The organism is Microbacterium sp. NPDC064978 (assembly GCF_044543605.1).
GTDB lineage: Bacteria > Actinomycetota > Actinomycetes > Actinomycetales > Microbacteriaceae > Microbacterium > Microbacterium meiriae.
In genome coordinates this window covers 536,978-559,540 of the sequence record NZ_JBITWF010000001.1, presented here as the reverse complement: position 1 = coordinate 559,540, position 22,563 = coordinate 536,978, and the positions used below count along the sequence as shown (strand labels likewise).

Genomic DNA, 22,563 nt, shown 5'->3' with positions numbered 1-22,563 from the left:
CTCGGGGTATCAGTCGTGCAGAAGGCGGAGGAAGTCATCGTGAAGGATGCCGTTGGTGGCGAGTGTCGAGCGCGCCGAGATCGTCTCGGAACCGTCGAAAGCCGTCATGCGCCCACCCGCCTCGGTGACAATGGCCACGGCGGCGGCGATGTCGTATTCCTTCACATCGAACTCGGCGACGGCTTCCAATCGTCCCTCCGCCAGGAGCATGTACGCATAGACATCGCCGTACGCCCGATCGCGCCAGACGTGCTCGCTCAGACGCAGCAGGGCGTCCAGCTGCCCGGCGTCGCGCCACTGGGCGATGCTCTGGAAACTCACGCTGGCCTCATGCAGCGCCGAGACGGAGGAGGTGGCGAGGCGTCGCTCCGTGCGGTCATCGACGGTCCAGGCGCCGTGTCCCGTCGCCGCCCACCACCGTCGACCGAGCGCCGGCATGCTGACCACGCCGACCCGTGGCACACCGTCGATCGCGAGAGCGATCATCGTGCCCCACAGCGGGACGCCCCGGAGGAAGTTCGCCGTGCCGTCGATCGGATCGATGATCCACTGCCGGACGGTGCTGCCCTGGGCGCCGAACTCCTCGCCGAAGATGCCGTCGTCGGGACGTTCCTCCTCGAGGAGTCGGCGGATCGCGCGCTCCGTGGCGAGGTCGGCGTCGGTCACGTGGGAGTGATCCGCCTTCGTGGAGATCTCCAGATCCGCAGCGTCGAACCGGGGGAGCGACTGCGCGTCCGCGGCGTCGGCGAGGCGAAGGGCGAGCTGGAGATCGGCGCGCAGGTCAGCGGCGTCGGAAGTGGCGGTCACGCTCTCAGAATAGTCGCCGTCATCGACGCAGCCGCAGAGACCATCGGCCAGGATCGGCGGGCGAAACGCCCGAGCCACGCCCGGGTCGCCGTGGATTTCGTCTCGGCGCCAACCGCTGGTAATGTAATTCCTCGGTCGGGGTTATCCCGGGCCACGCACCTCTAGCTCAATCGGCAGAGCAACTGACTCTTAATCAGTGGGTTCAGGGTTCAAGTCCCTGGGGGTGCACACCGCCTTCATCTACTCCCGCAAGGGCAAAGCCCCCATCCAGCTTCGGCTCGGATGGGGGCCTTTTTGCGTTCCGTGGCTACTTATTGGCTACTTTCGATGGACTCGCTCGCCTGCAGGCTGAACAGGTCGTCGAGCACCTGCGTCGCCGGACCCTGCCGGGTCGGCATGATGTAGTGCTGCTCCGTCGTGCGCTCCGACGCGTGGCCGAGCTGATCGCCGGCGGCGCGCGAGCCGAGCGCGCGCTGCAGCGTCGTGGCGACGAGCTTGCGGAACGCGCGCGGCGTCGTGCCGGCATACTCCGTACCCTTGAGCGCCTCGCGCCACCGCGCGCGGAAGTTCGACGGCTGCCAGAACGTCCCCGTCGTCGACGGGAAGACGAACTCGGACTCGCGGATGCGGCGGGAGAGCATCCGGACGACGGCGGCCGGCAGGATCAGAGTGCGCGCCGAGTCGTCCGTCTTCGGGAGCTCCTGCACGAACACCTTCCCCTCCTCGTCGACGGCGACCGTGCGACGGATCGTCACCGTGCAGTCGACCAGGTCGACGTCGTCCCACTTGAGCGCAAGCAGCTCGCCGGTGCGGATGCCGGTGCCAATGAGCATGTCGCACGCCTCGAGCAGGCGAGTGATCTTCGGGCGCCCGCGGCCATCGAGCGTGTTGTCCCACTCGTAGAAGCGCGTCCGGATACCGATGACCTGCGCCTTGTCCGGCGCGATCGGACGCGTGCGCTTCGCCGATACCGCCGCGGTCGCCGCGACCGGGTTGCTCTTCATCGCGCCGTGGCGGACCGCGAGAGCGAACATGCCCTTGAGGACGACCCGCGCCGTCGTGGCGGTGCCGCTCCCCGAGGAGAGGGTGAGCGCTTTGAGGTACCGATCGATGCGGGGGACCGTCGCCTCGAAGAGCCGGACGCCGCCGAGCTCCGGGACGATGTGACCGTCGAGCGACACCCGGTAGGTGCGGAGCGTGCCCGGCTTGAGCCCGGCGGCCGCCTTCTCGGCGTACCACTGCTTCGCGAGTGCGCGCAGCGGCGATTCCGGGGTCAGGAGCTCGTCGTCGTCGATGACTCCGATGCGCTCGCGGATCGCGGCCTTGAGGTTGTTCTCGGCCGCGGTCTTTGTCTTCCCGGTGCGCATCATCCGCTGCCGCTGACCGCTGCTGTCGCGGTAGTAGGTGATCGCTGCGGGCTTCCCGTTCCGGAGCTCGTGGCGGATCTTTCCCCACGTCTCGAGGGGGAGTGGAGGCCTAGGCATGGTGCTTCCTTCCCAAATGTCTGCGTCCCGACCTAGTATCGAACATACGTTCTAATCGCGGGGGGATGTGTCGAGTGGAAGTGGTGATAGATTCCCCCATACCCCCAGGGGCTATAGCCCCGACTGACATGCCCCGAAGGTGCCCCACAATGACTGTCTGCGCTCCCACCCGTCCCTGCGCTTCGAAGTGCCCTCTGTTCCGTCCGGGCAAGGAGTGCCCGACGATTTCGGACCTGCAGGAGGCGTGCGACATGGTGGGCATCACTCTGGCTAGCGTTCTGAGTCGGCCCGCTCTTGCACTCGCGTGAAGAACGTGCCGATGTCTAGGCCTATGTAGTCGAGGATCGCGTAGACGGTGATGAGCTTGATCGGCCGCTTCCCGGTGACCCACCTGTAGAAGGTGGTGTAGTCCTGGTCGAGGGCGGCGGCCACGCTGCGGATGCTCTTGTTTGCTGCGGTGATCTCTGCCTTGAGCTGCGCTGCGGTGGCGGTTTCGAAGGCGCTGGTTGTCCCCATGGGGGCAATGATATCGCCAGAATCGCCAACATTGGGTAGCAACTCTCTTGCTCTTGTAGGCAATATACAACGCTTTCAAGACAACTTTGTAGCACTCTCGATGTATCAAATGCTTGCATGTTGCCTCTGTGGCGCTTACAGTTGCGTTTATGAGCAAGACGCACCAAGTCGAAGACCTCGCCAGTCGCATCCTCCGGCTCATCAAAGACGATGACCGGGACATGATGTGGCTCTCGGACAAGTCCACCATCCCGTACTCCACCCTCCGCTCCAAGCTCCTCTACAAGCCCGAGCGACTCACCGCCGGAGACCTCTTCCTCATCGCCGGCGCCCTCAACATCACCGCCGCCGAGCTCATCACCGCCGAGCCCGCCGCAGAGCTGGTGTCGCTGTGACCACGCAGACCGATAAGCCCGAGTTCCTCCTCCCGCAGGAGGTCGCCGACCTCCTCCGCGTCGAGCTCGACACCCTCGCGAAGTGGCGCTGGAAGCAGATCGGACCGCCGTTCATCAAGATCGGCCGCATGGTCCGGTACCCGCGGGTCGGGGTCGAAGCTCTCCTGCAGCCCGCCGACACCGCCGAGGAGTCCTGATGATCGACTCCCTCCCGATCGAGTTCGCGCTTCCCGCCGCCATCGTCGCCGCGGCCCTCTACTTCGTGCTCGAGTTCCGAGCCTCCCGAACCACCCACTCTGACGGGCCCAACGACCGCCCGGGTCGCTAATCCGGGTCGCCGCGTTCCCTGTCGCATGCGACAGGGCCGGTACTCAGTGCGCTCTCCGCGAGGGGTTCTGCACGCGTTCTATCTCAACTCCACAGCGCTACACGCACAGCGAGCATGACCCTCACGTCGAGACGACGACGGGGAAGAGCAGCGCATGCCGAAGTCAGACCGCCGAATCCCGAGAGGGGCAAGACAGGCGGTCGCGAACGGGGATGATGCTAGGTCGCGTCGTGGCCCCGTAGCGAACGTGACGCACGCCTGAGTGCTGAACAACCGCGGGTGACTCATCGAAGGGAAGCCCACAGACATTCCGACCGGCGACGAGATATCGCCGGCGCCCGAACCAGGCAGTACACCGTGGGCCAGTCCACGGCGGGCACGCAGAACTACTGCACACAGAAAGGAATACCCATGACCGAGGCAATCGTGTGGGGAGTCGTCTGGCTCATTCTCACCTTCGGAATCGCGTGGCTCATCTACGCAGTCTTCGCGCTGGGCGGCATCGGGCTCGCATCCGCCGCCGAGAAGCTCTGGATCGCCCCCATCGGCGTCGCCATCGGCGTCATCGGTGCGATCGCCTGGTTCATCTTCGGCGCAGTTCAGGTCGTGCTGCAGATCATCAGCGTCGTCCGCTTCGCCACGGGCGGCTGACCATGTGGCTCCTCATAGCCCTCTGGGCGGCCGCGGTGTGGATGACGTTCAGCGCGTTCGCGGTCGTCAGCCAGATCGGCAAGCCCCGAGCGCCGATCACGCCCGGAACCGCGATCTTCTCTCTCATCGTGACGGCGGCCATCGTCGTCGCGCTCGTCGCAGCAGCGATCCAACTCCAATAGCACCACTACTCACAACCGAAGGAACAGCGAGCCCGGGCGAGGTGAAACCGCCCGGGCTCGCTCGGTCGAAGGGAGCGCTCATGCGCACAGGGAATGCCAGCAGTACGCGGGGCGGAGGCGAAGGCGATGCGTAGCGACATGCTGCGGCAGCCCGCGAAGTGCCTCGACCGCGAGTTCCGGGCGCTCGGCGCGGAACGCATCGCGAAGAACTCGGACGGTGTCAGCTACCGCTTCCCCGACGGCGGCACCTTCATCGTGCGGCCCGGCCTCACCCCGGGGAAGGGCATGAAGATGCTCGAAGCCGTGCAGCGTCGCTACGGCACGCCGCGGGAGCGCTCGAGGTCCAACCCCCTCCGGAGCGCCGTCGCGCGCGATGGCCACCCCGAGATCGACGCGGAGCGCCTGGTGATGTCGCACCACGCCACCGGCCGACTGCACCTGATGAGGCAGCAGGCACGCCTCGACCCGATCGAGGTCACCGACGCGCTCCGCTTCCCCGAACGCATCCTCTTCTCACCCATCCACGAGTCGTGGCTCTGGGTCAGAGGCCGCGTCATCATCGCGGCCGCCGCGACCGAGGACGGCATGACGCTCGTCCGCACGATCCTGTGGGCCACCGAAGACCTGTGGGAGCAGAACCCCCGACCCAAGGAGACGCCGTGAGCGATCGCTGGAACCCGCGCGTCCGTGACGCGTGTCCCATCTGCCGCGGGTGGGGCTTCTACTCCACCTCGAAAGACCCGGACGAAGAGTCCGACTGCCTCGCCTGCGGAGGGACAGGAACCCGCGTGACGTGGCCAACCTGCGACGTCGTCCCGGGAAACGCAGCAGCTTGGTGGCGGAAAGCGACCTGTGGCTGCGAAATCAACGTCTGCTGGGGCCACCGGCGGATGCAGATCGAAGCAGGCTCATTCCACTGCGGTACGCACAATCGGAGCGCGCAGTGGTTCCTCGAAAAGGAGCTCCGTTCATGAAGACCAACGCCCTCGCACACACCGGAGACCCCGACGTCTCCCACATCGCGGCGATCAGCCTCTCCGGCACCAACACCGAGAAAGTCATGCACGCCATCGTCGACCTGCTCGAAGAGCTCGGGCCGCAGACGCCAGCCGAACTCGAGCACGTCTACCTTCACCGCCGCATGGTGAACGACTGGCCCAGGATCGCGTTCTACAGCGTCCACAAGCGGGTGTCGCAGATGAAGAAGCACATCGGCGTGATCCGCGGCACCGGCGTCCGATCCGGCGGCGCCGAGCGCGTCGACCTCGCGACCGAACCGCTCAAGGCGCACGCCCAGATCACCGCCCACATGCAGGGCGACGACTCGTGACCCGCATGCGCAGCGGATGGGTAGGCGAACGCTCGGCGTCGCAGCCGGCCGTTGGCGACCGGCTGCGGTCGGTGCTCCACCAGAGCAGCGGCACGACATTCCACCCCGCCGAGCGCATCACCCGTATCGACCACAACCACCCCGGCGTGACGACCTACTTCCTCGCCTGCGCCGCCACCGTCCTCGCGCCCCAGGGCGCCCGCATCTTCTGGGAAGACCAATGAACCCTCTTGACCTCATGCTCTGGGCGCTCGCCGCCGTCATCGCCATCGCCTGCTTCGTCCTCATCGTCCTGCTGCTCAGTGCATTGGTGCGCGGCCTCTTCCGGAAGCGGCCTCCGCAGAAGAGCGCGAACACGTTCATCATCGAGGGCACGAACGCGAACGACGTGTCTGCGAACGTCGAGAAGAACGGGCGCCGCTTGGGAGAGCAGCGGTGACCGGCGACGCCGTGGAGTTCCCTCCACCTGTCCCCGCGCCGCGGACCGCCAGCACGCCTCTGCCCATGCGGCGGCCGCGGATGACGAAAGCGAACCTGATCGCCAACCTCGCCGCGGCCGCCGTCTGCCTCGTCATCATCGCCTGCGGCGCCTACTACGTGATCGCGGGGATGCCGTGAAGACCGACCTCCGCAAGCTCACCACCGCCGAGTTGCGCGCCGTGCGCGACGACCGCTCCGCCATCACCGACGAGGTCTACCGGATCATCGATCAGCCGCTCAACGGATTCGAGCTGCGGATCAAGGTCTACGCCTTCCTGTCCGGGATCACCGCGGACGCATTCACGGAGACCCTCAACCGGCTCCCGTCCGCCACCACCGAGGAGACCAGCCCGTGATCGAGTACCGCGACAACGAAGCGGGGGAGTGGAAGGTGAGCCGGTTCCACTGGCTCCCCGACGACATCGACTGGCTCAACTCCCTCGTGGGGTGGCCCATGTACCGACGGAACGGAGACGCAGCATGAACGTGTTCGCAGCCAGCAACGGAGTGAAGGTGATCCCGCACGACACCTCGATCGGCGTCCGCCTCTCGGTTCGTGACGAAGACCCGGCCGAGACTCCTGGGGCACTCCGCAGTTCGATCGAGGCCTATCTCGATCCGCGGCAGGCGGATGCCTTGCGTGAGTTCTACGACTTCGCGAGCGCACAGACGTGGCAGGCGAAGCGCGACGAGGAGCTGGGGCGCTGGCGGTGGCCGGAGAATCCCGACTACGTTGCACTCCCTCGACCACGGGACGGCGTTCGCGTTGTCTCGGAGAGCACTGGACAGACTTTGGATGCCCAGCGCGATCAGTACGTCGGGACCGAGCCCACGCTGTTCGGTGCGGCCAACGCGTACTTCGTGGCGCACCCTCCGCGGGAGCCCTGGCATGACGCTCGCCCCGGTGAGGTCTGGGTGATCCAGGAGACCGACATGGAACCGACCGCCGCGCGCGTTGGCATGGTCAACGAGCGGATGCAGTTCGAACCGGTGGACAACATCGCCAGGCACATCGACGTCGAAGATCCACTCATCGTCGAGGCCCGCCGCATCTGGCCGGAGGGCGGCGAGTGAGCGCCATGGAGTACACGGGCCTCGTCCGCGGCCTCGACGAAACGGTCTATCACGCGCTCCCCGGGCTCAGCTCCACGGGCGCGAAGAAGCTGCTCCGGTCGCCGGCGCACTTCCAGCACTACGTCAGCCAGCCGCACGAGCCGAAGCCCGAGTTTGACCTCGGGTCCGCGGTGCACTCTCGGGTGCTCGGTGTGGGCGCGCAGATCGCGATCTACCCCGACGGCACCGGCGACGAGACGTTCAAGTTCGAGGGCGAGGAGCTCACCACCGTCCTGTCGAAGGTCGGCGCGCTCGGCACGAAGGCGGCCAAGGCGTTCGAGGCCGACGCGCGCGCCAAGGGCCTGATCCCCGTGAAGCGGGAGAAGGGTGCCCAGGTGCAGCGGATGGCGGAATCGGTCCTCGCCGATCCGACGGTTCGGAAGCTGCTCGAGACCGGCGACCCCGAGGTCTCCATGTTCGCGGACGACCCGGAAACCGGGTTGCCGATGCGCGGCCGGCTCGACTGGCTCGGGCGCCGCATCGCCGACCTCAAGACGACGTCGGGAGACGCGTCGGAGGAGGGCTTCGAGAAGGACGCGTTTCGGCTCGGCTACGACGTGCAGTTCGGGCACTACGAGTGGCTCTACAACCTCATCACCGGCGACACGCTCCCGTACCTGTTCATCGTGGTCGAGTCAGCGGCGCCGTACCTCACGGGCGTCTTTCGGCTCGGCGACGACGAGATCCTCATGGCCCGTCGCCGGGCCAAGGAAGCCCGCATCCGGTACGCGCGGGGCATCGAAACGGGGGAGTGGCCGGGGTACAAGACCCGAGGCGGCGGTCCGATCGGCATCCTCCGGGCGCCGGTGTGGAACGTGAACCAGTACATCGACGAGTTCGAAGGATCGACAGCATGACCACCACCGCCGACGACATCGACATGCCCGAGGACACCCGCCGGTCGCGACTGCAGCGGCCGCCGAAGTCGGAGAACGTCGACGACTTCACCAGCGCGGCGCAGCGCATCGAGGCGTTCTGGGAGAAGCACCCGGACGGCAGCATCCTCCCGGAGGTCGAGTCGCGGGAGCTGCGCACCGCAGAGGGCGTCCCGTACATGGTGCACACCGTCCGCGCCTACGTGCGGAAGGAAGCCTCGTCGGAGCAGCCCGACGCCGTCGCACACGCCACCCGCGGGGAGAACGACCCCGACGAGGTCACCCGCCAGTTCGCGCAGGAGGTCGCCGAGACATCGGCGATCTCGCGTGCGATCAGGAACCTCGGCATCCTCGCGACGCCCCAGGCGCAGGCGGCGCCCGGGCGGCCGCGTGTCGGTGCCCCGCAGAGCGACGTGGAGATCGGGTCCGCGGTGACCGCGGCGCGGGAGCGCGCCGAGCTCTCCCAGGCGGGCCTCGCCGCCGCGATGTCGGAGCGCGGCGTCAACTGGGCGCAGAGCACCGTCTACTCGATCGAGAAGGGGAAGCGGCCGCTGCGCTACAACGAGGGCCAGCACCTCGCCGAGCTGATCCAGTTCGGAGCGGACACATGAATCCGTTCGTGCGGCACGGCCCCGATGGGTACTGGTACGTGGACGCCTCTCGCGACCACGCGGCTCCCTACCGGGGCACCGCGTGGGCCGGCTACGACACCTGGCGAGAGGCGTGGGACGCCGCGGTCGTCGCGCGCCTCCACGCGCCGACGTGAGCGGCGCGTTCACGCCGAGGGTCCGCTGGATCATCATCGGCCGCGACAGCGACGAGCACGGCACCCCGCGGTGCCAGTGGTGCGGTCGCCCGGTTCGCATCGAGCCCGGCGAGTACAGCATCCAGCACGTCCGCGCTCGCGGCATGGGCGGCTCCCGGCTCGCGGACACCGGCCAGCCGCAGAACGGCACCCTCGTGCACGGCACCGGCACCACCGGGTGCCACGGCTACATCGAGTCCCACCCGGTCGAAGCGGCCGAGCGCGGCTTCCGCATCCGGCAGACGCAGAACCCCGCGACGACGCCGATGACCCTGTGGGACGGGCGCCGCGTCATCAGAAACCCGGACGGCACCCTCACGCCGGCCGCATGACCACCCGGGGATGCCCGGAGAAGGGCATCCCCGCATGGTCGACATCAAACGCACCCTGCAGGCGAAGGAATTACGCGAGGCCGTGTTCAGCGATCCGGATCTCCCGGAACCGCTGCGACTGTTCGCGCTCGCCGGCATCCACCTCTGGGAGACGGCGCCTGAGCGGCAGGCCGTGAAGGAGTTCCGCCGAGAGAGCTGGCCCTACCGGGCGCTTCGGCTCATGGGGCGCACGGGCACGGTCGAGGAGCTCACCCCGGGGCTGCGTCGCATGCTCTACGACGACATCCCGAAGTACCGCCCCGACATGAAGGTGCAGGCGAAGTGCCTCGGCACGATGCTCCGCCCGGCGGGTGCGCCGTGCGCCCGCGAACCACGGATGCGGACGATGCTCGTGAACCCGATGACCGGCGAACGCACTCCGGTCGGCGCGTGCAAGGACGAGCGCCACCAGGCGCAGGCGAACGCGATCCTCCGCGCCGCGAGGCAGGCGTGGGAAGACAACGGGTCACCCGAGCCGAAGCCGAACAGCGGCGGGCGCCTCCGCCGCCACTTCGCCGGGAACATCGACGAGCTCTACGCATGGGCAGACCGCTACTACACCCGCGGGACCACCGTCCCCGAACCACCACCGCAGAACCTCGCGGGAATCGTCAGCCTCGCTGACCGCCGCAACAGGAAGGACACGTGATGCGAATCCTCACCGTTCGCCAGCCGTGGGCATGGGCGATCATCCACGGCGGGAAGGACGTCGAGAACCGGAGCACGAACATCGCGGGCGACTACCGCGGCCCCGTCCTCATCCACGCCGCGAAGGCATACGCCGACGACTGGCAGTCGCAGGTGCTCGCCGATCTGATGAACCGCCACCCCGGCGTGCACGACGAACCGCAACCCTGGCATGACCACGCGGGCGAGATCATCGGCGTCGTCGACCTCGTCGATGTGCATGTCGCCCGCGCCACCGCGTCCGGCGTTCTGGTCGACTACGCCGAGCACACGAAGGCCGGGGAGCTCTGCTCGCCGTGGGCACAACCGGACGTGCATCACCTGGTGCTGGCGAACAGTCGGGCGCTCGTCGAGCCGATCCCGTACACCGGCGCGCTCGGCCTCCGGGACCTCGCAGTCCGCGACCCAGAGGTCGTGCTCAACATCACCCGACAGCTCGGAGGCTCGTCGTGACCGACGCAGAACAGCAGATGGCCGCCGTCATGGCGAACCTCGAAGCTACGAATGACATGGCCGATCAGCTTGACCGGCTCAAGACGAGCCTCGAAGGGCGCGGGTGGTCGACGCCGGCGGCCGAGACGGCATCCCTCACGATCACCAACACCCTTCTGCAGCTCGCGGCGATCGGACGGCACTGATGTCGTTCCCCGCTCAGTACAACGGCACCTGCGCCGCCGACTGCGGCTACCGCATCCACGAGGGCGACGAGATCGAGCGCGACGAGGACGGCAGGTTCCGCCACGTCGGCTGCGTCCCGAAGCCCGACCCCACCACCCTCGGACCGAAAGAGGTCGTCTGCGGCATCTGCTGGCTGGTGAAGCCGTGCCGGTGCGACGACGACTGAGGAAGGACACGACCTGATGGAGATCCGAAGGAAGTCCGGCGCGGCGTTCTCGCTTCCGATCCCTCTTGACGCGATGCAGACCATCCACGAGTGCATCGAGCGCGTCTACGGGACGGGCGAGACGCGCATGTGGATGCAGGGCAACCAGATGCAGATCGTCGAGCCGGAGGGCGGGTGGGGGCCGCGGAAGCGCGGCCGCGGCGCTCTGCCGTCCGCGTCGAACGATCAGATGCGTCTCAAGTACCTCGATCTGACCGACGGCAAGGCCACCCTCACGATCGAGGACACCCAGTACACCGTGCTCGTCGTCTCGGAGATCGCACGCATGTGGTTCGAGGCCGTCGGCGGCGTGAACTACGTCGAGACGAAGCTCACGGTCGCGGACCGCCCCGATCCGGAGTTCGTCTTCACCATGCAGCGCGTCGACGGTCTCACCCCGGCGGACAAGGTGGCGGCGGCCGAGACCCGCGTTGCCGAGCTGGAAGCCGAACTCGCCCGGCACAGAGGGCAGCCGTGATGGCTCGCGGCTACGTCACGCCGATGCCCACGCGCGGCGGAATTCGGTGGCGCGCACGGGCCGTCTCGCAAGGCGTCACCGTCTGGGCGGACGACGGGTGGGCATCGCTGTCGGAGGCGATGCAGGTCACCGCGTCCATCGTCAGTGCGTTCAAGACGACGGATCGGCTCGGGCAGCTCCACCGCCCCTGGTCGGTCATCGTCGACGAGGCGGCCGCCGACCTATGAACACAGGAAGGGAGCCGTGATGGCTCAGAAACCCCGCACCCCGGTGCACTTCCCGCGGATGAAGGTCCGCGGACGCCGAAACAAGGCGAAGCTCTCCGCGCGGCGGAAGCACCGCACCGTCTTCCCCCACGTCGCACTCGTGCTCAGCCCTGACCGGCGCTCCGCGAGCGCCGTGGTTCTCGCCTCATGGCAGCCCGGATGCCAGCGCCTCGAAATCGAAAGGGTCGTCGATGGATACGGGCGGTCCGTCCCCGGCACCCGACCAAGCACGGTCGTCCGGCCGGCAGACGAACCGCGTCCGGAGCCGACCTTCTCTGCGCGCATTCGGTTCAAGGATGGGCTCAGTCACGACCTCTGGGACTCGCTCTTCGGGAGGGATCGCGATGGCGAAGGATGAGCGCCTCTACATGACGTTCCCGAACGACTTCCACCGGCACCCGAAGCTGCGCAACCAGCCGGCCGAGGTGAAGTGGGCGTTCGTGGAAATGAACGGCGAGGCGCGTATCGCGGACAACGACGGACGGTTCAGCGCCGAGGACGCCGAGTTCCTCTGGACACCAGAGATCCTCGAAGCACTCACCGGCTCTCACCCCACTCGCCCCCTCGTCATCCGAGACGGCACGGACTACGTCATCCGCGAGTACGCGAAGCACCAGCAGACCCGCGCGGACCGTGAGGCGCTCAGCAGTAAGCGGGCGGAAGCGGGGCGCAGGGGCGGGCTTGCCAAGGCCCAAGCAAGTGCTAGCAAACGCCAAGCCGAATCTGACAACGAGAAGCACAGTCAGAGTCAGAGTCAGAGTCAGAGTCACCAGACTTCTACTCACCTCTCAGAGAGTCCGTCACGAGATACACGCGCGAGCGACGCGACGGACGATCAATCTGGCACCTACCGAAGCACGCTGGCGAGCCAGTACGGGATCGACGTCATGCGCATCCGCGCGCACATCGAGGACAAGCTCGGCTTGACCCTCGCCCCCGAGGACACCGTCAACGTGTCCGTCTGGATTCTGAACAAGATCCAGCAGCCTCCGCGCGCGCCGACGAAGTACGTGCTCGCCGCCATCACCCGCTCGCCCGCCGAGGTGCAGCAGTACATCCACGAATCCGCGCTCGTCTGAGCCAACAGCAGGAGACACACCATGGCCACTGGCTACACCGCCCCCATCAAGGACAACCAGCCGATCACGTTCGCGGAGTTCGCACTCCGCTGCTCGCGCGCGATGGGCGTGGCGATCATGCAGCGCGACGAGCCGCTCGAAGCTGAGCTCCGCGAGCTGACCCTGCAGCCGCACTACTCCGAACGCGTGGAGAGCACGCGTGAGGCGCTGCAGGCCGCGCTCGACCGCTCCGTGGAGGAGTGGGCGGCGATCCAGGAGGCCGAGGCCGCCGAGATGGCGGCGGTCCGTGAGGCGTACATCACCGAGAAGGAGGCGCTGCGTGCCCGGTACACGGCCATGCTGCGGCAGGTGCGCGCGTGGACGCCGCCCACGCCGGAACACATCGGGCTCCGGGCGTTCATGATCGAGCAGCTCGAGCAGTCGATCGCGTTCGACTGCGGCGACTGGGAGCCGTCTCGTCCCGTCGCCGAATCCGTCGATCTGTACTCGCAGCGGAAGATCGGTGAGCTGACGAGGCAGCACGCGGACGCGGTCAAGCAGCTCGGCGAGGAGCGCGGGCGCGTCGCCAGCCAGAACGCCTGGGTCCGGGCGTTGCGCGAGTCCCTGACACGGCCATGAAGTCCGCCGACCTCGCGTTCGCCGAGTTCCTCGACTACTGCTGCGGCCGGTACGCGCGCTCCCTGCCGTACCGGCGCCGCCTCGAACTCGAGCGGCCGCTGCCACCCCCACACCCGAACACCGAGCACCTCCTCCCGCGGAGGCGCGACACCAACACGAGGAGGAGCGCGTGAGCGCCGACATCCTGTCCGACCCCACCCACCCGCACGGCACATCCGAGGGCTACCGCCTCGGATGCCGCGGGAGCCACTGCCCAGCACCGATCACCTGCCGCGAGTTCCACGTCCGCTACCAGGGCGACTACACGTTCCGGAAGCAGGTCGACGCGGGTGCCAGCGCGGCCGACATCATCGCCAGCGACCAGGAGCGCGCGGCGCAGGACGCGGAAGCCGAACGAAAGGCCCGCCGAGCTCGCGGCGGACCCCGAGCCGGCGCCACCGTCGGCGACCGCCGCGGCGCCGCCAACCGCGCCCGAGCGGGCGAGAGCGCGCTCATCTCGCGCGACACCCTCCGCGCCCTCCTCAAGGAGGGCCTCACCGACCGGCAGATCGCCGACCGGCTCGGCTTCGAGCGCCGCCAGGTCACCGGCACCCGCAACGCCGCCGGCCTCCCACGGAACCCCGACCGGAACCGGCGCCCCGTCCCCACCGAAGCCCCCGCCACCGCGGGGGCTTCGTCGTCCTAGGAGAACGATGACACCGTCAGCCATCACGCTCGACGCAGCGAACGACCTGGCCCTCACCAACGCGTTCGTCGCCGGGCACCAGACCTCGAAGCACAAGGGCTATGCCCAGCCGTCGGTGCCCTGGAACGGGCTCACCGTCACGGACCTGTTCTGCGGCGCGGGCGGCTCGTCCTCCGGGCTCGTCGAGGCCGGGTACAAGGTCATGATCGCGGCGAACCACTGGGAGCTCGCGATCGCGTCGCACCAGGTCAACCACCCGGAGACGGACCACTCGCAGGCCGACATCAGCCAGGTCGACCCGCGCTACTTCCCGACGACCGACATCCTGTGGGCGTCGCCCGAGTGCACGAACCACTCCATCGCGAAGGGCGTGAAGCGCCAGCGCGCGATGAACGAGGCGCTCTTCGAGCTCGACGGCACCCGCCCCCTCGTCGACGAGGCCGCGAACCGGTCCCGCGCGACGATGTGGGACGTGCCCCGGTTCGCCGAGCACCACCGCTACAAGGCCATCATCATCGAGAACGTCGTCGACGCCGCGAAGTGGGTGATGTTCCCCGCCTGGCTGCAGGCGATGGAGCTGCTCGGCTACCGGCACCAGATCGTGTGGCTGAACTCGATGCACGCGCAGGTCGGCGGCCTGCCGGCGCCACAGTCCCGCGACCGCATGTACGTCGTGTTCTGGCGGTCGGACCTCGCGTCGAAGAAGCGCCCGGCGCCCGCGATCGGGAAGTGGACGCGCCCCGAGGCCGTCTGCCTCGAGCACGGCCTCGTCCGCGCGGTGCAGGTCTTCAAGAAGGAGGAGCCGTGGGGCCGGTACCGGGCGCAGTACCTCTACCGGTGCCCCGAGTGCTACGGGGTCGTGGAGCCCGGATGGCTGCCGGCGGCGTCGATCATCGACTGGTCGATCCCGGCGCCGCGGATCGGAGACCGGGAGAAGCCGCTCGCCGAGAAGACCCGGGAGCGCATCCGCCGTGGCATCGAGCGGTACTGGTCTCCGATCGTCGCCAAGGCTGCGGGGAACACGTACGACGGCGTCACCACAGGGTCGAACTACCTCCGGGTGTCCGAGCTCGACGCGCCTATGCCGGTGCAGACCGGCAGCGCTGAGCATGGCCTCGCGATCCCGCCACTGCTCATGACGAACAACCACACGAACCGGGCGCGGACCGTCGATGAGGAGCTTCCCACGGTGACCACCGCGACGAACCATGCGCTCATTGTCAACAACCTCTCGGGAGCCGACGACTCGCGGTCTCGACCCATCTCGGAGGTGCTGCCGTCGCTCGTCGCCGGTGGGAACCACGCGTCGTTGCTCGTGCCCGTCGAGGGTCGCGAGGGCAAGAGCGCCGCATCCGCCGCGGACCCGCTGCGCACCCAGTCGACTCGGAACGAGACGGGGCTGCTCGTGCCGTACTACAGCAAGGGCACAGCGCGCACTACCGATGACCCCATGGGTACGGTGACCACCGTCGACAGTGCCGGTCTCGTCGTGCCGCTGCGGAACCACGGCGTCGCGAAGCCAGCATCGCACCCGATCGACACGGTCAGCGCCGAAGGCAACCACCACGCCCTCGTCATGCGGAACAACCTCGGCGGCGCCGAGATGTCGACGCCCGTGACCGAGCCGATCCGCACGCTCACGACCGGCGGTCACCAGTCGCTCATCGGCGCGCCCGAGCCGATCAGTCTCGACGTCGACGACGCCGGGTTCCGCATGCTCGAACCGCACGAGATCCAGGCGGGCATGGGCTTCGCCCGTGACTACCACCTGCTCGGGTCGAAGCGGGACAAGGTCAAGCAGGCCGGGAACGCGGTCACGCCGCCGTCGGCGCGCGACCTCGGGCACGCGGTGGCCGAGTTCATCAACGGGGCGATCGCAGCATGATGCTCGCCGATCTCGAAAGGACATCAGGATGACCGGATTCATCGGCATCGACTGGTCGCTCACCGGATGCGGTGTCGCGGCCTACATCGACGGGGAGTGGGATCGGTGCACGATCGCCACGAAGCCCGACGATGGCACCCCGGAGGGCTACCTCGATCGGGTCGAAGGGATCGCGGCGAAGATCGCGGCCTGGGCGGACCCCGCTGAGGGTGATGTCTGGGCGATCGAAGGGCCGTCGCTCGGCGCGAAGGGCTCCTCAGTCGACCGGATGTTCGGCGGCTGGTGGCTCACCATGAACGCCCTCCGCGAGCACCACCAGGCGCCGTGGGTGTTCGCCCCGTCCAGCTTGAAGAAGCTCGCCACCGGCCGGGGCAACGCGGCGAAGGACGAGGTGCTGCTCGCCACGGCGAAGCGTCTCCCCGAGGCCGACGTGCGGAACAACAACGAGGCCGACGCCGCTTGGGCGGCGATCGGCGCATCCATCCTGCGGGGTCAGCCGATCATCGAGCTCCCCGCGGCCCACACGAAGGGCCTCACTCGGACCCTGAAAGGAAAGTCATGACCGCCTGGCCCACGACCATGAAGGTCGGCCCGATCGGCGAATGGCCGACGGCGTTGACGCCGAACAGGCAGCCGTCGAAGTTCAGCGCGACGCTCTCCGACTCGCTCACGCTGCTCGACCGGGAGATCTACCACCTCGTCGACACGAAGGCGCAGCAGGACTCCGCGGAGCTGCTCATCGCGATCCCGCCCGGCGCGTTCCGCAACGACGGTCGACCATACGCCAACGCGAAGGCCGAGCACCCGGGCGTGATCTTCTCGATCGACTCGAAGTTCGGGCACCTCTCCTACCCCTGCGACACGTTCACGGTGTGGCAGGACAACCTCCGTGCGATCGCTCTCGCGCTCGAAGCGCTCCGCAAGGTCGACCGCTACGGCGTCACCAAGCGGGGAGAGCAGTACCGCGGCTTCCTCGCGATCGAAGCGGCGGCCGCGCCGGCAGGGTTCGCCACGGCGGACGCGGCGTGGGGGTACCTCGAATCGCTCGTGGACGGATGGGCGTTCCGAGACGAGCCCGCACGTCTGCTGCGGGGCGCCCAGCGGGTGACCCATCCCGACCACGGCGGCAACCCCGCGAAGTTCCAACGCGTCTCGCTCGCCGAGGCCAAGCTCCGAGAGGAAGGACTGCTATGACCACCCCCATGAAGTTCCGAAAGAAGCCCGTCGAGATTGAAGCCATGCAGATGGCTCCCGACACCAGACCCGCCTACTCGGCGGACGGCGACAACGACGAGTACCACGCGATCAGCTCAGCCATGAACGAGCACAACCGTGCGGTCGCCGTATGGATGGTCGAGAACGGATACCTCGCCAATCCCGACGGAGAAGACGTGTCGGAGTGGCCCGAGTCAGAGACGCACGTCGTCGACGGCGAGCTCTGCGGTCTTCCGGAGTTCGGCGTCAACTACATCGACATCGTGACTCTCGAGGGCGAGATGGAAGGCAGGCCGGGCGACTACATCATCCGCGGGGTTCAAGGCGAGTTCTACCCCTGCAAGCCCGACATCTTCGCTGAGACGTATGAGCCGGTACTCGCACCCGAGCTCTCCGCGTCCGAGCGGGCCGAAGTCGACCGGTTCAACATCCACGAAGAGGACGAGCGCGGGGGTGTCTGGTGACGGTCCGGCGCGAAGAGCGCCTCACCGTCTCGTCGCGCGACGACGACGCCCTGTCGATCGCCGAAGCGATCTCGGAGATACCGGCGGGTGCTCGCCTCGTCGAGGTCGAGCTCAGCGCGGCGCACGAGAACGCCATGGGACACCGGTACGGCCCCCGCCCGGTCACGTTCATCTTCAAGCGAGAGGCCACCGATGCCTGACGAGCACGACATCTGCATCACCAACCACGAGTCCATGAGGGCGATCCACCGAGCGGATCGCCCTTTCCCTTGCCGCCGGCGGGGCATGACGCCCGCAGGGGAGCGCATCCCCGAGGCGCACTTCGCCGAGTGCGAGAACCAGGCGTGCCGGGGCTGCATTCCGCGCTCCGCGCAGCACGGCTACCTCTGTGGTGTCTGCTACCGGCGCGTCGTCGACGCGCTCGGCCGCCTGGCTTGGCTGATCGCTCACCTGCGGTCGATCGAGAAGCCCGCGCAGGCGATCGGGGAGCGCGTCGACACCTCGATGGAGAAGTCGATCCTCATGCCGGACCCGTGGATCGCCGCCGACGAGCTCATGGTCGCTCTCGGCGCCCGGGTGATCCCGTCGACGGCGTCCATCGATGAGGCGATCCGCCTCGCGCACGACGCCGTCGCGGTCGACGTCGACGCGTGGGTGAACACCCTCGACGGGGCGACGTCGGCCGTGATCCTCCTCAAGCGGATGGGCGTCGCGCTGCGCCGCTGGCCCGACTCGGAGGCGCAGTTGCGAGCGATCCCGTACCTGCAGTGCCCGAACTGCTCCCACCCGCACCTGTGGCGCGCGGCCCCGGAGCGCGTCGGCGACGAGCTCCGCGTCGTCTGCGGCACACCGGACTGCGGGTACGAGGTCGCGTGGGAGACGTGGGTGAAGCAGTACGCGCCCGCGTTCGCAGCGATCGAAGCCGACATGAAGCGCCGCGAGAAGGCGGCCAAGAAGGAGAAGCAGGATGCCTGACGACGGGTGTGAGCTCCTCGGGTGCGACGACGTCCTGACCTACGAGGACGAAGACACCCGGCAGTTCGAGTGCCGCAGGTGCGGCGCGGAGTGGTGGGAGGACGTCGATGCCTGAGCGGGTGCAGCTCTCCCGCCGGCGCGGGTACCGGAAGCCGGACAACACAGTCGTCGTCGCCCGACCCTCGAAGTGGGGCAACCCCTTCCGGGTCGTCAACGGCGACCGCGCCCGTGCCGTCGAGCTCTTCGAGCGATCCGCAATCGGATTCGGGACGTTCCACCCCGACCTCATCCGCGCCGAGCTCGCCGGGAAGAACCTCGCGTGCTGGTGCCCGCTCCCGGCGCCTGGCGAACCCGACATCTGCCACGCCGCCATACTGCTCGAAATTGCATCCCAGGGGCATCACTGATGCCCGCGAAGCTGAGCATCGAGACGGGGACCAGGTTCGGGCGCTGGACGGCGCATCAGGAAGCCGGGCGGGACAGGCACGGCGCGGTGCTGATCGCGTGCATGTGCGACTGCGGTCGGGAACGAGACGTCAAGGCATCGGCATTAGTGCGCGGCGTATCGACGTCGTGTGGGTGCGCGTCCGCTGATGCTCTCGTGACTCACGGGATGTCGAAGTCGCCGCTATACGGGGTGTGGCGCGGCATGCTCGACCGCACCGGAAACCCGGGCCACGCCGAATGGTCGAACTACGGCGGACGCGGAATCACCGTCTGTGCGCGGTGGCACCGATTCGAGCTCTTCGCGTCCGACATGGCTTCGGGCTATCGCAAGGGCGTCCAGCTCGACCGGATCGACAACAACGGCGACTACTCGCCATCGAACTGCCGCTGGGTGTCGCACCAAGCGAACCAGAGGAACAAGCGCACCAACCACCGGATCGAGTGGCGAGGTCGAGAACTCATCGCTCAGGAATGGGCCGAGCTGCTCGGGATCAACGCGAACACGATCATCTACCGCCTGCGACGCGGATGGAGCGTCGAGCGAGCACTATCCACTGGCGCAAGCGCCGCAGGACTGTTGGCGATCGCCAACCAGGAAGGACAGACCAATGACCAATGATCGAGTGACCGAAGCGAGCGAATGGGCGCAGCTCGAAGGCGCTCCCGACGGCTGGCAGTGCCGGCGCGTCGGGCGCGCCGTCGAGTTCCGCAACCTCAACGCGCGGGACTGGCGCGGACGCCGGGTCTTCCCGGAGGCGCACGCCCCGTCCGACGACGAGCGGCGCTGGGCCGAGTACCGTGACGCCGCTCCCGAGAACAACACCCCGGATCAGCGGCGCGCGTTCTTCGCGGCTCTCCGTCGTTCCGAGGTACCGGAGCCGAGCGTCGACGTCGTATGCATCTGCGGATCGACCCGGTTCCGCGCGGAGATTGAGGCTGCGAATCGTGACCTCACCCTCAGCGGTGCCGTCGTCGTCACTCCGGGTGTCTTCGCACACTCCGGCGACGCGATCACAGAGGAGCAGAAGATCGCGCTCGACGCCCTGCACCTTCGGAAGATCGACATCGCCGCAAGAGTCCTCGTTGTCAACCCCGGCAAGTACATCGGGGAGTCGACGGCCCGTGAGATCGAATACGCGCACCGCACCGGGAAGCCGGTGGACTACACGCACCCACCGATGGGCTGCGAGCACGAAGACATGAACTGCCCCACGGCCGCATGCGTCGAGCTGTACCCGCCTTACCGAGAGGACATGGGCCGATGATCACCATCAACTACTGCCCTGAGCACGGTGACCTCCTGGCACGTCCCGGAGACGGTGCGGATACCCGCAGTTACCGTTGCCGCGAAGCGCATCACATCGACGAGATTCATGCTGGCTTCCGTCGTTCCGAGGTACCGGAGCCGAGCACCGAGCATGAATGCGATCAGTGCGGGGAGGTGTTCAGCGAGCACTCGTGCAAGCCGATTCCGTCCTGCATCCATCTGCCTGCGTCGATTGGGGAGAGCGCGCTACAGAGTGAACCGTCCGACGCGGTTGTCCTCGCCGCTCTGAACGCGGAGGACAATTTGCGCGCCGTTCAGGGGGGATACAAGCCCAGCCCGGAACCTGAGCCGCTTTCAGCGTGGCGTGCTCACGACATCGAGCGGATGCGTGGCGTTGTGCTTGCCGCTCTGCGTGCTGCTTCCGGAGTGCCGGAGCCGAGCGCCGAGGAGCGGGACTTGATCGATACGGCGAATCAGATGCGCAAGCAGACTTCGAGCGGCATCAAGCCCGGCAGCCTGATCGGTCTGTGGCTGCGCACCGCTTCTGCGCTTGAGGCTCGCATCAATCGGTCATCGGAGCCACAGGGCGAACCGTCCGTGAACCGTGTTTGGCCGGCGACCCTGGTGGGCGCTGTCGAGAGCGAGGACGCCCAGACCATCCAGAGACTTCGCGGCCAGATCGAGGAGGCGCGCATGGCGTGGTGGTCGGCAACCGAGCAGGGCGACAACGGCCTGGTCTACACGGACAAGATCGAAGACGCGATGGACGACATTTGGTCGGCGATCGGGCACGCCGATTGGGAGCCGGGTGCTGCTGGGGGTGCGCGATGAGCCGCCCCAAGGTCACCGGCGAAACGCCGAAGCACGCTGCTGGGAAGTGCCACTGGACTGAGGCAGGGAAGCTTGCGTGCCTCAGCCCCGCGGTCGCGCACTTCCTGATCGGCACCCCGCCGACCGACTGGTGCACTTGGGCGTGCCCGGAGCATGTCGACCTGGCGCGCGAGCTGCCGGAGGTGTTCGACGAGCACCCGGCGGACTACACGTGTCTCGCAGCGGCGGGGCGCGGGCAGTGGATCTACTCGACCCCCGAGCGAGTCGGGTGGTGCGAACCAGACAACGCGGAGGAGAACCACCTCCTGACTCGCGAGGTCGAGCTCTCGGCCGCTGGGGGTGCGCGATGAGCAGGGAAGTGAACGATGCTCTGATCGACCGGATCGTCGCTGCGGTCGCGGGCGCTGGTGTGAGCCGGGCGATAGTCGAACACGACTGGCCCGAGTGCCACAAGGCGAAGTGCCAGGCGCGCCACGGCGACCCGGACACGGCGATGTGGCACATGAAGCACCAGATCATCGAGGCCGTGAAGCTCGAACTCAGGTACGAGGCCACCACCCGCCCCGACGTGGCTGTGGACGGAGACACACCTGAGGAGGCCGCAGCGCTCACGCTCGGCGTTCTCCTCCACCGGTACCGCCCCGAAGTGTCCGGAACGTACGCGAAGGCCGCGCAGCTCATCGTGGACGCCTACCCGGAGATCGTTCCGGCGTTGGCTGGGGGTGCGCGATGAGCCGCCCCAAGGTCACCGGCGAAACGCCGAAGCACGCTGCTGGGAAGTGCCACTGGACTGAGGCAGGGAAGCTTGCGTGCCTCAGCCCCGCGGTCGCGCACTTCCTGATCGGCACCCCGCCGACCGACTGGTGCACTTGGGCGTGCCCGGAGCATGTCGACCTGGCGCGCGAGCTGCCGGAGGTGTTCGACGAGCACCCGGCGGACTACACGTGTCTCGCAGCGGCGGGGCGCGGGCAGTGGATCTACTCGACCCCCGAGCGAGTCGGGTGGTGCGAACCAGACAACGCGGAGGAGAACCACCTCCTGACTCGCGAGGTCGAGCTCTCGGCCGCTGGGGGTGCGCGATGAGCGGCCAGACGTACTTCGAGCGTGATGAGGAACGCATCGCGCGAGCAGTCGTCCGCGGCGACTGCGCCGAGCCGGGACCGTGGGCCACCGTCTGCACAGAAGACCCGAGGCATCGCTACTCGCACTACGACGCGCACGACGACTCGCCATGGCAGGACGACTGGCGCGAGAACGGACCCGACGAAGACGAGGAAGGAGAGAGCCGTGGCTGAGACGGCATGGGAGCCGCACTACCGCTGGTGGGTGTGCGAGAGGACGAGCGATGGCGGGTGGCTGGCGGTTCGCAAGACGCGGTGGCGGTGGTTCGCTCGATCGCTGGCGAGGCGGAAGGTACGACGCGGCTTCCGAGTGAAGGTGGAGGAC

Annotated in this window: 44 protein-coding genes and 1 tRNA gene; 42 read left to right on the top strand and 3 right to left on the bottom strand. The window is 67.8% G+C overall.

All coding sequences use genetic code 11. The features are described from left to right. Nucleotides 1-9: 9 nt before the first annotated feature. Nucleotides 10-807: an inositol monophosphatase family protein gene (locus tag ACIGJI_RS02995; protein WP_363444314.1), complete on the bottom strand. Its 798-nt coding sequence runs from the start codon at nt 805-807 to the stop codon at nt 10-12. Between the two features lie 155 nt (nt 808-962). Between ACIGJI_RS02995 and ACIGJI_RS02990 the strand changes: the two genes are divergently transcribed. Further along, nucleotides 963-1,035 (top strand) — tRNA-Lys (locus ACIGJI_RS02990). A gap of 83 nt (nt 1,036-1,118) precedes the next feature. Here the strand turns inward: ACIGJI_RS02990 and ACIGJI_RS02985 are convergent. Beyond that, nucleotides 1,119-2,291 (bottom strand): site-specific integrase, encoded by a 1,173-nt coding sequence (locus ACIGJI_RS02985; protein WP_366243882.1) that lies wholly within the window; start codon nt 2,289-2,291, stop codon nt 1,119-1,121. A 270-nt stretch (nt 2,292-2,561) separates the two neighbouring features. After that, a complete protein-coding gene (locus tag ACIGJI_RS02980; protein ID WP_366243881.1) occupies nt 2,562-2,807 on the bottom strand; it encodes a helix-turn-helix transcriptional regulator in 246 nt (81 codons plus the stop codon). A 149-nt stretch (nt 2,808-2,956) separates the two neighbouring features. Between ACIGJI_RS02980 and ACIGJI_RS02975 the strand changes: the two genes are divergently transcribed. The 41 genes from ACIGJI_RS02975 (at nt 2,957) to ACIGJI_RS02775 (ending at nt 22,412) form a co-directional block, all read left to right on the top strand. Continuing rightward, entirely contained in the window at nt 2,957-3,202 is a 246-nt protein-coding gene (locus tag ACIGJI_RS02975) for a hypothetical protein (protein ID WP_366243880.1), read from the top strand. Beyond that, nucleotides 3,199-3,399, top strand: a complete 201-nt coding sequence (locus ACIGJI_RS02970) for a helix-turn-helix domain-containing protein (RefSeq protein WP_366243879.1) — start codon at nt 3,199-3,201, stop codon at nt 3,397-3,399. Before ACIGJI_RS02975 ends, ACIGJI_RS02970 begins: the two co-directional genes overlap by 4 nt. Beyond that, nucleotides 3,399-3,530 carry a hypothetical protein gene (locus tag ACIGJI_RS02965; RefSeq protein WP_366243878.1) on the top strand — a complete coding sequence of 44 codons (132 nt, stop codon included), beginning with the start codon at nt 3,399-3,401 and terminating at the stop codon, nt 3,528-3,530. Before ACIGJI_RS02970 ends, ACIGJI_RS02965 begins: the two co-directional genes overlap by 1 nt. A gap of 411 nt (nt 3,531-3,941) precedes the next feature. After that, entirely contained in the window at nt 3,942-4,181 is a 240-nt protein-coding gene (locus ACIGJI_RS02960) for a hypothetical protein (protein WP_366243877.1), read from the top strand. 2 nt (nt 4,182-4,183) lie between these two features. Beyond that, complete coding sequence (locus tag ACIGJI_RS02955; RefSeq protein WP_366243876.1) at nt 4,184-4,363, top strand: hypothetical protein; 180 nt, start codon at nt 4,184-4,186, stop codon at nt 4,361-4,363. 126 nt (nt 4,364-4,489) lie between these two features. Then, nucleotides 4,490-5,026, top strand: coding sequence for a hypothetical protein (locus ACIGJI_RS02950; protein WP_366243875.1), 537 nt, complete (start codon nt 4,490-4,492; stop codon nt 5,024-5,026). A 307-nt stretch (nt 5,027-5,333) separates the two neighbouring features. Then, entirely contained in the window at nt 5,334-5,693 is a 360-nt protein-coding gene (locus ACIGJI_RS02945; protein ID WP_366243874.1) for a hypothetical protein, read from the top strand. Further along, nucleotides 5,690-5,917, top strand: coding sequence for a hypothetical protein (locus ACIGJI_RS02940; protein ID WP_366243871.1), 228 nt, complete (start codon nt 5,690-5,692; stop codon nt 5,915-5,917). The genes ACIGJI_RS02945 and ACIGJI_RS02940 overlap by 4 nt, the downstream gene beginning before the upstream one ends. Beyond that, the gene (locus ACIGJI_RS02935; protein WP_366243869.1) at nt 5,914-6,132 is read left to right on the top strand and encodes a hypothetical protein; all 219 of its coding nucleotides are present in this window, start codon (nt 5,914-5,916) and stop codon (nt 6,130-6,132) included. Before ACIGJI_RS02940 ends, ACIGJI_RS02935 begins: the two co-directional genes overlap by 4 nt. Nucleotides 6,133-6,307: 175 nt before the next feature. Then, nucleotides 6,308-6,529: a hypothetical protein gene (locus ACIGJI_RS02930; RefSeq protein ID WP_366243867.1), complete on the top strand. Its 222-nt coding sequence runs from the start codon at nt 6,308-6,310 to the stop codon at nt 6,527-6,529. Further along, nucleotides 6,526-6,657, top strand: coding sequence for a hypothetical protein (locus ACIGJI_RS02925; RefSeq protein ID WP_366243865.1), 132 nt, complete (start codon nt 6,526-6,528; stop codon nt 6,655-6,657). The genes ACIGJI_RS02930 and ACIGJI_RS02925 overlap by 4 nt, the downstream gene beginning before the upstream one ends. A gap of 29 nt (nt 6,658-6,686) precedes the next feature. Then, the gene (locus tag ACIGJI_RS02920) at nt 6,687-7,247 is read left to right on the top strand and encodes a hypothetical protein (RefSeq protein ID WP_366243863.1); all 561 of its coding nucleotides are present in this window, start codon (nt 6,687-6,689) and stop codon (nt 7,245-7,247) included. Between the two features lie 5 nt (nt 7,248-7,252). Next, the gene (locus tag ACIGJI_RS02915; RefSeq protein ID WP_366243937.1) at nt 7,253-8,143 is read left to right on the top strand and encodes a PD-(D/E)XK nuclease-like domain-containing protein; all 891 of its coding nucleotides are present in this window, start codon (nt 7,253-7,255) and stop codon (nt 8,141-8,143) included. Further along, nucleotides 8,140-8,772 carry a helix-turn-helix transcriptional regulator gene (locus ACIGJI_RS02910; RefSeq protein ID WP_366243861.1) on the top strand — a complete coding sequence of 211 codons (633 nt, stop codon included), beginning with the start codon at nt 8,140-8,142 and terminating at the stop codon, nt 8,770-8,772. Before ACIGJI_RS02915 ends, ACIGJI_RS02910 begins: the two co-directional genes overlap by 4 nt. Continuing rightward, a complete protein-coding gene (locus ACIGJI_RS02905; protein ID WP_366243859.1) occupies nt 8,769-8,927 on the top strand; it encodes a hypothetical protein in 159 nt (52 codons plus the stop codon). The genes ACIGJI_RS02910 and ACIGJI_RS02905 overlap by 4 nt, the downstream gene beginning before the upstream one ends. Further along, on the top strand, nt 8,924-9,298 hold the full coding sequence (locus ACIGJI_RS02900; RefSeq protein ID WP_366243858.1) for a hypothetical protein: 375 nt from the start codon (nt 8,924-8,926) through the stop codon (nt 9,296-9,298). The genes ACIGJI_RS02905 and ACIGJI_RS02900 overlap by 4 nt, the downstream gene beginning before the upstream one ends. A gap of 34 nt (nt 9,299-9,332) precedes the next feature. Then, a complete protein-coding gene (locus ACIGJI_RS02895) occupies nt 9,333-9,986 on the top strand; it encodes a hypothetical protein (RefSeq protein WP_366243857.1) in 654 nt (217 codons plus the stop codon). Next, nucleotides 9,986-10,477, top strand: coding sequence for a hypothetical protein (locus tag ACIGJI_RS02890; protein WP_366243856.1), 492 nt, complete (start codon nt 9,986-9,988; stop codon nt 10,475-10,477). Before ACIGJI_RS02895 ends, ACIGJI_RS02890 begins: the two co-directional genes overlap by 1 nt. Continuing rightward, complete coding sequence (locus ACIGJI_RS02885) at nt 10,474-10,662, top strand: hypothetical protein (RefSeq protein WP_366243854.1); 189 nt, start codon at nt 10,474-10,476, stop codon at nt 10,660-10,662. The genes ACIGJI_RS02890 and ACIGJI_RS02885 overlap by 4 nt, the downstream gene beginning before the upstream one ends. Next, nucleotides 10,662-10,868 carry a hypothetical protein gene (locus ACIGJI_RS02880; RefSeq protein WP_366243852.1) on the top strand — a complete coding sequence of 69 codons (207 nt, stop codon included), beginning with the start codon at nt 10,662-10,664 and terminating at the stop codon, nt 10,866-10,868. The genes ACIGJI_RS02885 and ACIGJI_RS02880 overlap by 1 nt, the downstream gene beginning before the upstream one ends. Before the next feature lie 16 nt (nt 10,869-10,884). Beyond that, the gene (locus tag ACIGJI_RS02875; RefSeq protein ID WP_366243850.1) at nt 10,885-11,385 is read left to right on the top strand and encodes a hypothetical protein; all 501 of its coding nucleotides are present in this window, start codon (nt 10,885-10,887) and stop codon (nt 11,383-11,385) included. Then, the gene (locus tag ACIGJI_RS02870) at nt 11,385-11,612 is read left to right on the top strand and encodes a hypothetical protein (protein ID WP_366243848.1); all 228 of its coding nucleotides are present in this window, start codon (nt 11,385-11,387) and stop codon (nt 11,610-11,612) included. The genes ACIGJI_RS02875 and ACIGJI_RS02870 overlap by 1 nt, the downstream gene beginning before the upstream one ends. A gap of 383 nt (nt 11,613-11,995) precedes the next feature. Continuing rightward, nucleotides 11,996-12,730, top strand: a complete 735-nt coding sequence (locus ACIGJI_RS02865) for a hypothetical protein (RefSeq protein WP_366243846.1) — start codon at nt 11,996-11,998, stop codon at nt 12,728-12,730. Between the two features lie 21 nt (nt 12,731-12,751). Further along, nucleotides 12,752-13,348: a hypothetical protein gene (locus ACIGJI_RS02860; RefSeq protein ID WP_366243844.1), complete on the top strand. Its 597-nt coding sequence runs from the start codon at nt 12,752-12,754 to the stop codon at nt 13,346-13,348. Next, a complete protein-coding gene (locus ACIGJI_RS02855) occupies nt 13,345-13,521 on the top strand; it encodes a hypothetical protein (protein ID WP_366243842.1) in 177 nt (58 codons plus the stop codon). The genes ACIGJI_RS02860 and ACIGJI_RS02855 overlap by 4 nt, the downstream gene beginning before the upstream one ends. Next, nucleotides 13,518-14,033 (top strand): hypothetical protein, encoded by a 516-nt coding sequence (locus tag ACIGJI_RS02850; RefSeq protein WP_366243840.1) that lies wholly within the window; start codon nt 13,518-13,520, stop codon nt 14,031-14,033. Before ACIGJI_RS02855 ends, ACIGJI_RS02850 begins: the two co-directional genes overlap by 4 nt. Before the next feature lie 7 nt (nt 14,034-14,040). Continuing rightward, nucleotides 14,041-15,918 carry a DNA cytosine methyltransferase gene (locus ACIGJI_RS02845; protein ID WP_366243838.1) on the top strand — a complete coding sequence of 626 codons (1,878 nt, stop codon included), beginning with the start codon at nt 14,041-14,043 and terminating at the stop codon, nt 15,916-15,918. A gap of 28 nt (nt 15,919-15,946) precedes the next feature. After that, nucleotides 15,947-16,480 carry a hypothetical protein gene (locus tag ACIGJI_RS02840; RefSeq protein WP_366243836.1) on the top strand — a complete coding sequence of 178 codons (534 nt, stop codon included), beginning with the start codon at nt 15,947-15,949 and terminating at the stop codon, nt 16,478-16,480. After that, a complete protein-coding gene (locus ACIGJI_RS02835; RefSeq protein WP_366243834.1) occupies nt 16,477-17,112 on the top strand; it encodes a hypothetical protein in 636 nt (211 codons plus the stop codon). The genes ACIGJI_RS02840 and ACIGJI_RS02835 overlap by 4 nt, the downstream gene beginning before the upstream one ends. Next, a complete protein-coding gene (locus ACIGJI_RS02830; RefSeq protein WP_366243832.1) occupies nt 17,109-17,597 on the top strand; it encodes a hypothetical protein in 489 nt (162 codons plus the stop codon). Before ACIGJI_RS02835 ends, ACIGJI_RS02830 begins: the two co-directional genes overlap by 4 nt. After that, nucleotides 17,594-17,797 carry a hypothetical protein gene (locus tag ACIGJI_RS02825; protein WP_366243830.1) on the top strand — a complete coding sequence of 68 codons (204 nt, stop codon included), beginning with the start codon at nt 17,594-17,596 and terminating at the stop codon, nt 17,795-17,797. The genes ACIGJI_RS02830 and ACIGJI_RS02825 overlap by 4 nt, the downstream gene beginning before the upstream one ends. Nucleotides 17,798-17,882: 85 nt before the next feature. Next, entirely contained in the window at nt 17,883-18,572 is a 690-nt protein-coding gene (locus tag ACIGJI_RS02820) for a hypothetical protein (protein ID WP_366243828.1), read from the top strand. After that, nucleotides 18,565-18,687: a hypothetical protein gene (locus ACIGJI_RS02815; RefSeq protein WP_366243826.1), complete on the top strand. Its 123-nt coding sequence runs from the start codon at nt 18,565-18,567 to the stop codon at nt 18,685-18,687. Before ACIGJI_RS02820 ends, ACIGJI_RS02815 begins: the two co-directional genes overlap by 8 nt. After that, the gene (locus tag ACIGJI_RS02810; RefSeq protein ID WP_366243824.1) at nt 18,680-18,979 is read left to right on the top strand and encodes a DUF4326 domain-containing protein; all 300 of its coding nucleotides are present in this window, start codon (nt 18,680-18,682) and stop codon (nt 18,977-18,979) included. The genes ACIGJI_RS02815 and ACIGJI_RS02810 overlap by 8 nt, the downstream gene beginning before the upstream one ends. After that, complete coding sequence (locus ACIGJI_RS02805) at nt 18,979-19,638, top strand: hypothetical protein (RefSeq protein WP_366243822.1); 660 nt, start codon at nt 18,979-18,981, stop codon at nt 19,636-19,638. Before ACIGJI_RS02810 ends, ACIGJI_RS02805 begins: the two co-directional genes overlap by 1 nt. Further along, nucleotides 19,628-20,284 (top strand): hypothetical protein, encoded by a 657-nt coding sequence (locus ACIGJI_RS02800; RefSeq protein WP_366243820.1) that lies wholly within the window; start codon nt 19,628-19,630, stop codon nt 20,282-20,284. The genes ACIGJI_RS02805 and ACIGJI_RS02800 overlap by 11 nt, the downstream gene beginning before the upstream one ends. Further along, nucleotides 20,281-21,117: a hypothetical protein gene (locus ACIGJI_RS02795; protein ID WP_366243818.1), complete on the top strand. Its 837-nt coding sequence runs from the start codon at nt 20,281-20,283 to the stop codon at nt 21,115-21,117. The genes ACIGJI_RS02800 and ACIGJI_RS02795 overlap by 4 nt, the downstream gene beginning before the upstream one ends. Then, on the top strand, nt 21,114-21,467 hold the full coding sequence (locus ACIGJI_RS02790) for a hypothetical protein (protein WP_366243815.1): 354 nt from the start codon (nt 21,114-21,116) through the stop codon (nt 21,465-21,467). The genes ACIGJI_RS02795 and ACIGJI_RS02790 overlap by 4 nt, the downstream gene beginning before the upstream one ends. Then, nucleotides 21,464-21,850: a hypothetical protein gene (locus ACIGJI_RS02785; RefSeq protein ID WP_366243816.1), complete on the top strand. Its 387-nt coding sequence runs from the start codon at nt 21,464-21,466 to the stop codon at nt 21,848-21,850. Before ACIGJI_RS02790 ends, ACIGJI_RS02785 begins: the two co-directional genes overlap by 4 nt. Then, on the top strand, nt 21,847-22,200 hold the full coding sequence (locus tag ACIGJI_RS02780; protein WP_366243815.1) for a hypothetical protein: 354 nt from the start codon (nt 21,847-21,849) through the stop codon (nt 22,198-22,200). The genes ACIGJI_RS02785 and ACIGJI_RS02780 overlap by 4 nt, the downstream gene beginning before the upstream one ends. Continuing rightward, nucleotides 22,197-22,412: a hypothetical protein gene (locus ACIGJI_RS02775; protein WP_366243813.1), complete on the top strand. Its 216-nt coding sequence runs from the start codon at nt 22,197-22,199 to the stop codon at nt 22,410-22,412. The genes ACIGJI_RS02780 and ACIGJI_RS02775 overlap by 4 nt, the downstream gene beginning before the upstream one ends. Nucleotides 22,413-22,563 lie beyond the last annotated feature (151 nt).

What these genes read in the sequence shown, in the direction of transcription:
- ACIGJI_RS02980 (WP_366243881.1), bottom strand. Translation starts at nt 2,807, where the DNA reads ATGGGGACAACCAGCGCCTTCGAAACCGCCACCGCAGCGCAGCTCAAG.
- ACIGJI_RS02905 (WP_366243859.1), top strand. Translation starts at nt 8,769, where the DNA reads ATGAATCCGTTCGTGCGGCACGGCCCCGATGGGTACTGGTACGTGGAC.
- ACIGJI_RS02855 (WP_366243842.1), top strand. Translation starts at nt 13,345, where the DNA reads ATGAAGTCCGCCGACCTCGCGTTCGCCGAGTTCCTCGACTACTGCTGC.
- ACIGJI_RS02780 (WP_366243815.1), top strand. Translation starts at nt 21,847, where the DNA reads ATGAGCCGCCCCAAGGTCACCGGCGAAACGCCGAAGCACGCTGCTGGG.
- ACIGJI_RS02915 (WP_366243937.1), top strand. Translation starts at nt 7,253, where the DNA reads ATGGAGTACACGGGCCTCGTCCGCGGCCTCGACGAAACGGTCTATCAC.
- ACIGJI_RS02840 (WP_366243836.1), top strand. Translation starts at nt 15,947, where the DNA reads ATGACCGGATTCATCGGCATCGACTGGTCGCTCACCGGATGCGGTGTC.
- ACIGJI_RS02860 (WP_366243844.1), top strand. Translation starts at nt 12,752, where the DNA reads ATGGCCACTGGCTACACCGCCCCCATCAAGGACAACCAGCCGATCACG.
- ACIGJI_RS02830 (WP_366243832.1), top strand. Translation starts at nt 17,109, where the DNA reads ATGACCACCCCCATGAAGTTCCGAAAGAAGCCCGTCGAGATTGAAGCC.
- ACIGJI_RS02800 (WP_366243820.1), top strand. Translation starts at nt 19,628, where the DNA reads ATGACCAATGATCGAGTGACCGAAGCGAGCGAATGGGCGCAGCTCGAA.
- ACIGJI_RS02790 (WP_366243815.1), top strand. Translation starts at nt 21,114, where the DNA reads ATGAGCCGCCCCAAGGTCACCGGCGAAACGCCGAAGCACGCTGCTGGG.
- ACIGJI_RS02965 (WP_366243878.1), top strand. Translation starts at nt 3,399, where the DNA reads ATGATCGACTCCCTCCCGATCGAGTTCGCGCTTCCCGCCGCCATCGTC.
- ACIGJI_RS02820 (WP_366243828.1), top strand. Translation starts at nt 17,883, where the DNA reads ATGACGCCCGCAGGGGAGCGCATCCCCGAGGCGCACTTCGCCGAGTGC.
- ACIGJI_RS02935 (WP_366243869.1), top strand. Translation starts at nt 5,914, where the DNA reads ATGAACCCTCTTGACCTCATGCTCTGGGCGCTCGCCGCCGTCATCGCC.
- ACIGJI_RS02865 (WP_366243846.1), top strand. Translation starts at nt 11,996, where the DNA reads ATGGCGAAGGATGAGCGCCTCTACATGACGTTCCCGAACGACTTCCAC.
- ACIGJI_RS02985 (WP_366243882.1), bottom strand. Translation starts at nt 2,291, where the DNA reads ATGCCTAGGCCTCCACTCCCCCTCGAGACGTGGGGAAAGATCCGCCAC.
- ACIGJI_RS02955 (WP_366243876.1), top strand. Translation starts at nt 4,184, where the DNA reads ATGTGGCTCCTCATAGCCCTCTGGGCGGCCGCGGTGTGGATGACGTTC.
- ACIGJI_RS02945 (WP_366243874.1), top strand. Translation starts at nt 5,334, where the DNA reads ATGAAGACCAACGCCCTCGCACACACCGGAGACCCCGACGTCTCCCAC.
- ACIGJI_RS02895 (WP_366243857.1), top strand. Translation starts at nt 9,333, where the DNA reads ATGGTCGACATCAAACGCACCCTGCAGGCGAAGGAATTACGCGAGGCC.
- ACIGJI_RS02845 (WP_366243838.1), top strand. Translation starts at nt 14,041, where the DNA reads ATGACACCGTCAGCCATCACGCTCGACGCAGCGAACGACCTGGCCCTC.
- ACIGJI_RS02835 (WP_366243834.1), top strand. Translation starts at nt 16,477, where the DNA reads ATGACCGCCTGGCCCACGACCATGAAGGTCGGCCCGATCGGCGAATGG.
- ACIGJI_RS02910 (WP_366243861.1), top strand. Translation starts at nt 8,140, where the DNA reads ATGACCACCACCGCCGACGACATCGACATGCCCGAGGACACCCGCCGG.
- ACIGJI_RS02960 (WP_366243877.1), top strand. Translation starts at nt 3,942, where the DNA reads ATGACCGAGGCAATCGTGTGGGGAGTCGTCTGGCTCATTCTCACCTTC.
- ACIGJI_RS02975 (WP_366243880.1), top strand. Translation starts at nt 2,957, where the DNA reads ATGAGCAAGACGCACCAAGTCGAAGACCTCGCCAGTCGCATCCTCCGG.
- ACIGJI_RS02890 (WP_366243856.1), top strand. Translation starts at nt 9,986, where the DNA reads ATGCGAATCCTCACCGTTCGCCAGCCGTGGGCATGGGCGATCATCCAC.
- ACIGJI_RS02875 (WP_366243850.1), top strand. Translation starts at nt 10,885, where the DNA reads ATGGAGATCCGAAGGAAGTCCGGCGCGGCGTTCTCGCTTCCGATCCCT.
- ACIGJI_RS02795 (WP_366243818.1), top strand. Translation starts at nt 20,281, where the DNA reads ATGATCACCATCAACTACTGCCCTGAGCACGGTGACCTCCTGGCACGT.
- ACIGJI_RS02950 (WP_366243875.1), top strand. Translation starts at nt 4,490, where the DNA reads ATGCGTAGCGACATGCTGCGGCAGCCCGCGAAGTGCCTCGACCGCGAG.
- ACIGJI_RS02775 (WP_366243813.1), top strand. Translation starts at nt 22,197, where the DNA reads ATGAGCGGCCAGACGTACTTCGAGCGTGATGAGGAACGCATCGCGCGA.
- ACIGJI_RS02805 (WP_366243822.1), top strand. Translation starts at nt 18,979, where the DNA reads ATGCCCGCGAAGCTGAGCATCGAGACGGGGACCAGGTTCGGGCGCTGG.
- ACIGJI_RS02785 (WP_366243816.1), top strand. Translation starts at nt 21,464, where the DNA reads ATGAGCAGGGAAGTGAACGATGCTCTGATCGACCGGATCGTCGCTGCG.
- ACIGJI_RS02815 (WP_366243826.1), top strand. Translation starts at nt 18,565, where the DNA reads ATGCCTGACGACGGGTGTGAGCTCCTCGGGTGCGACGACGTCCTGACC.
- ACIGJI_RS02870 (WP_366243848.1), top strand. Translation starts at nt 11,385, where the DNA reads ATGGCTCGCGGCTACGTCACGCCGATGCCCACGCGCGGCGGAATTCGG.
- ACIGJI_RS02810 (WP_366243824.1), top strand. Translation starts at nt 18,680, where the DNA reads ATGCCTGAGCGGGTGCAGCTCTCCCGCCGGCGCGGGTACCGGAAGCCG.
- ACIGJI_RS02880 (WP_366243852.1), top strand. Translation starts at nt 10,662, where the DNA reads ATGTCGTTCCCCGCTCAGTACAACGGCACCTGCGCCGCCGACTGCGGC.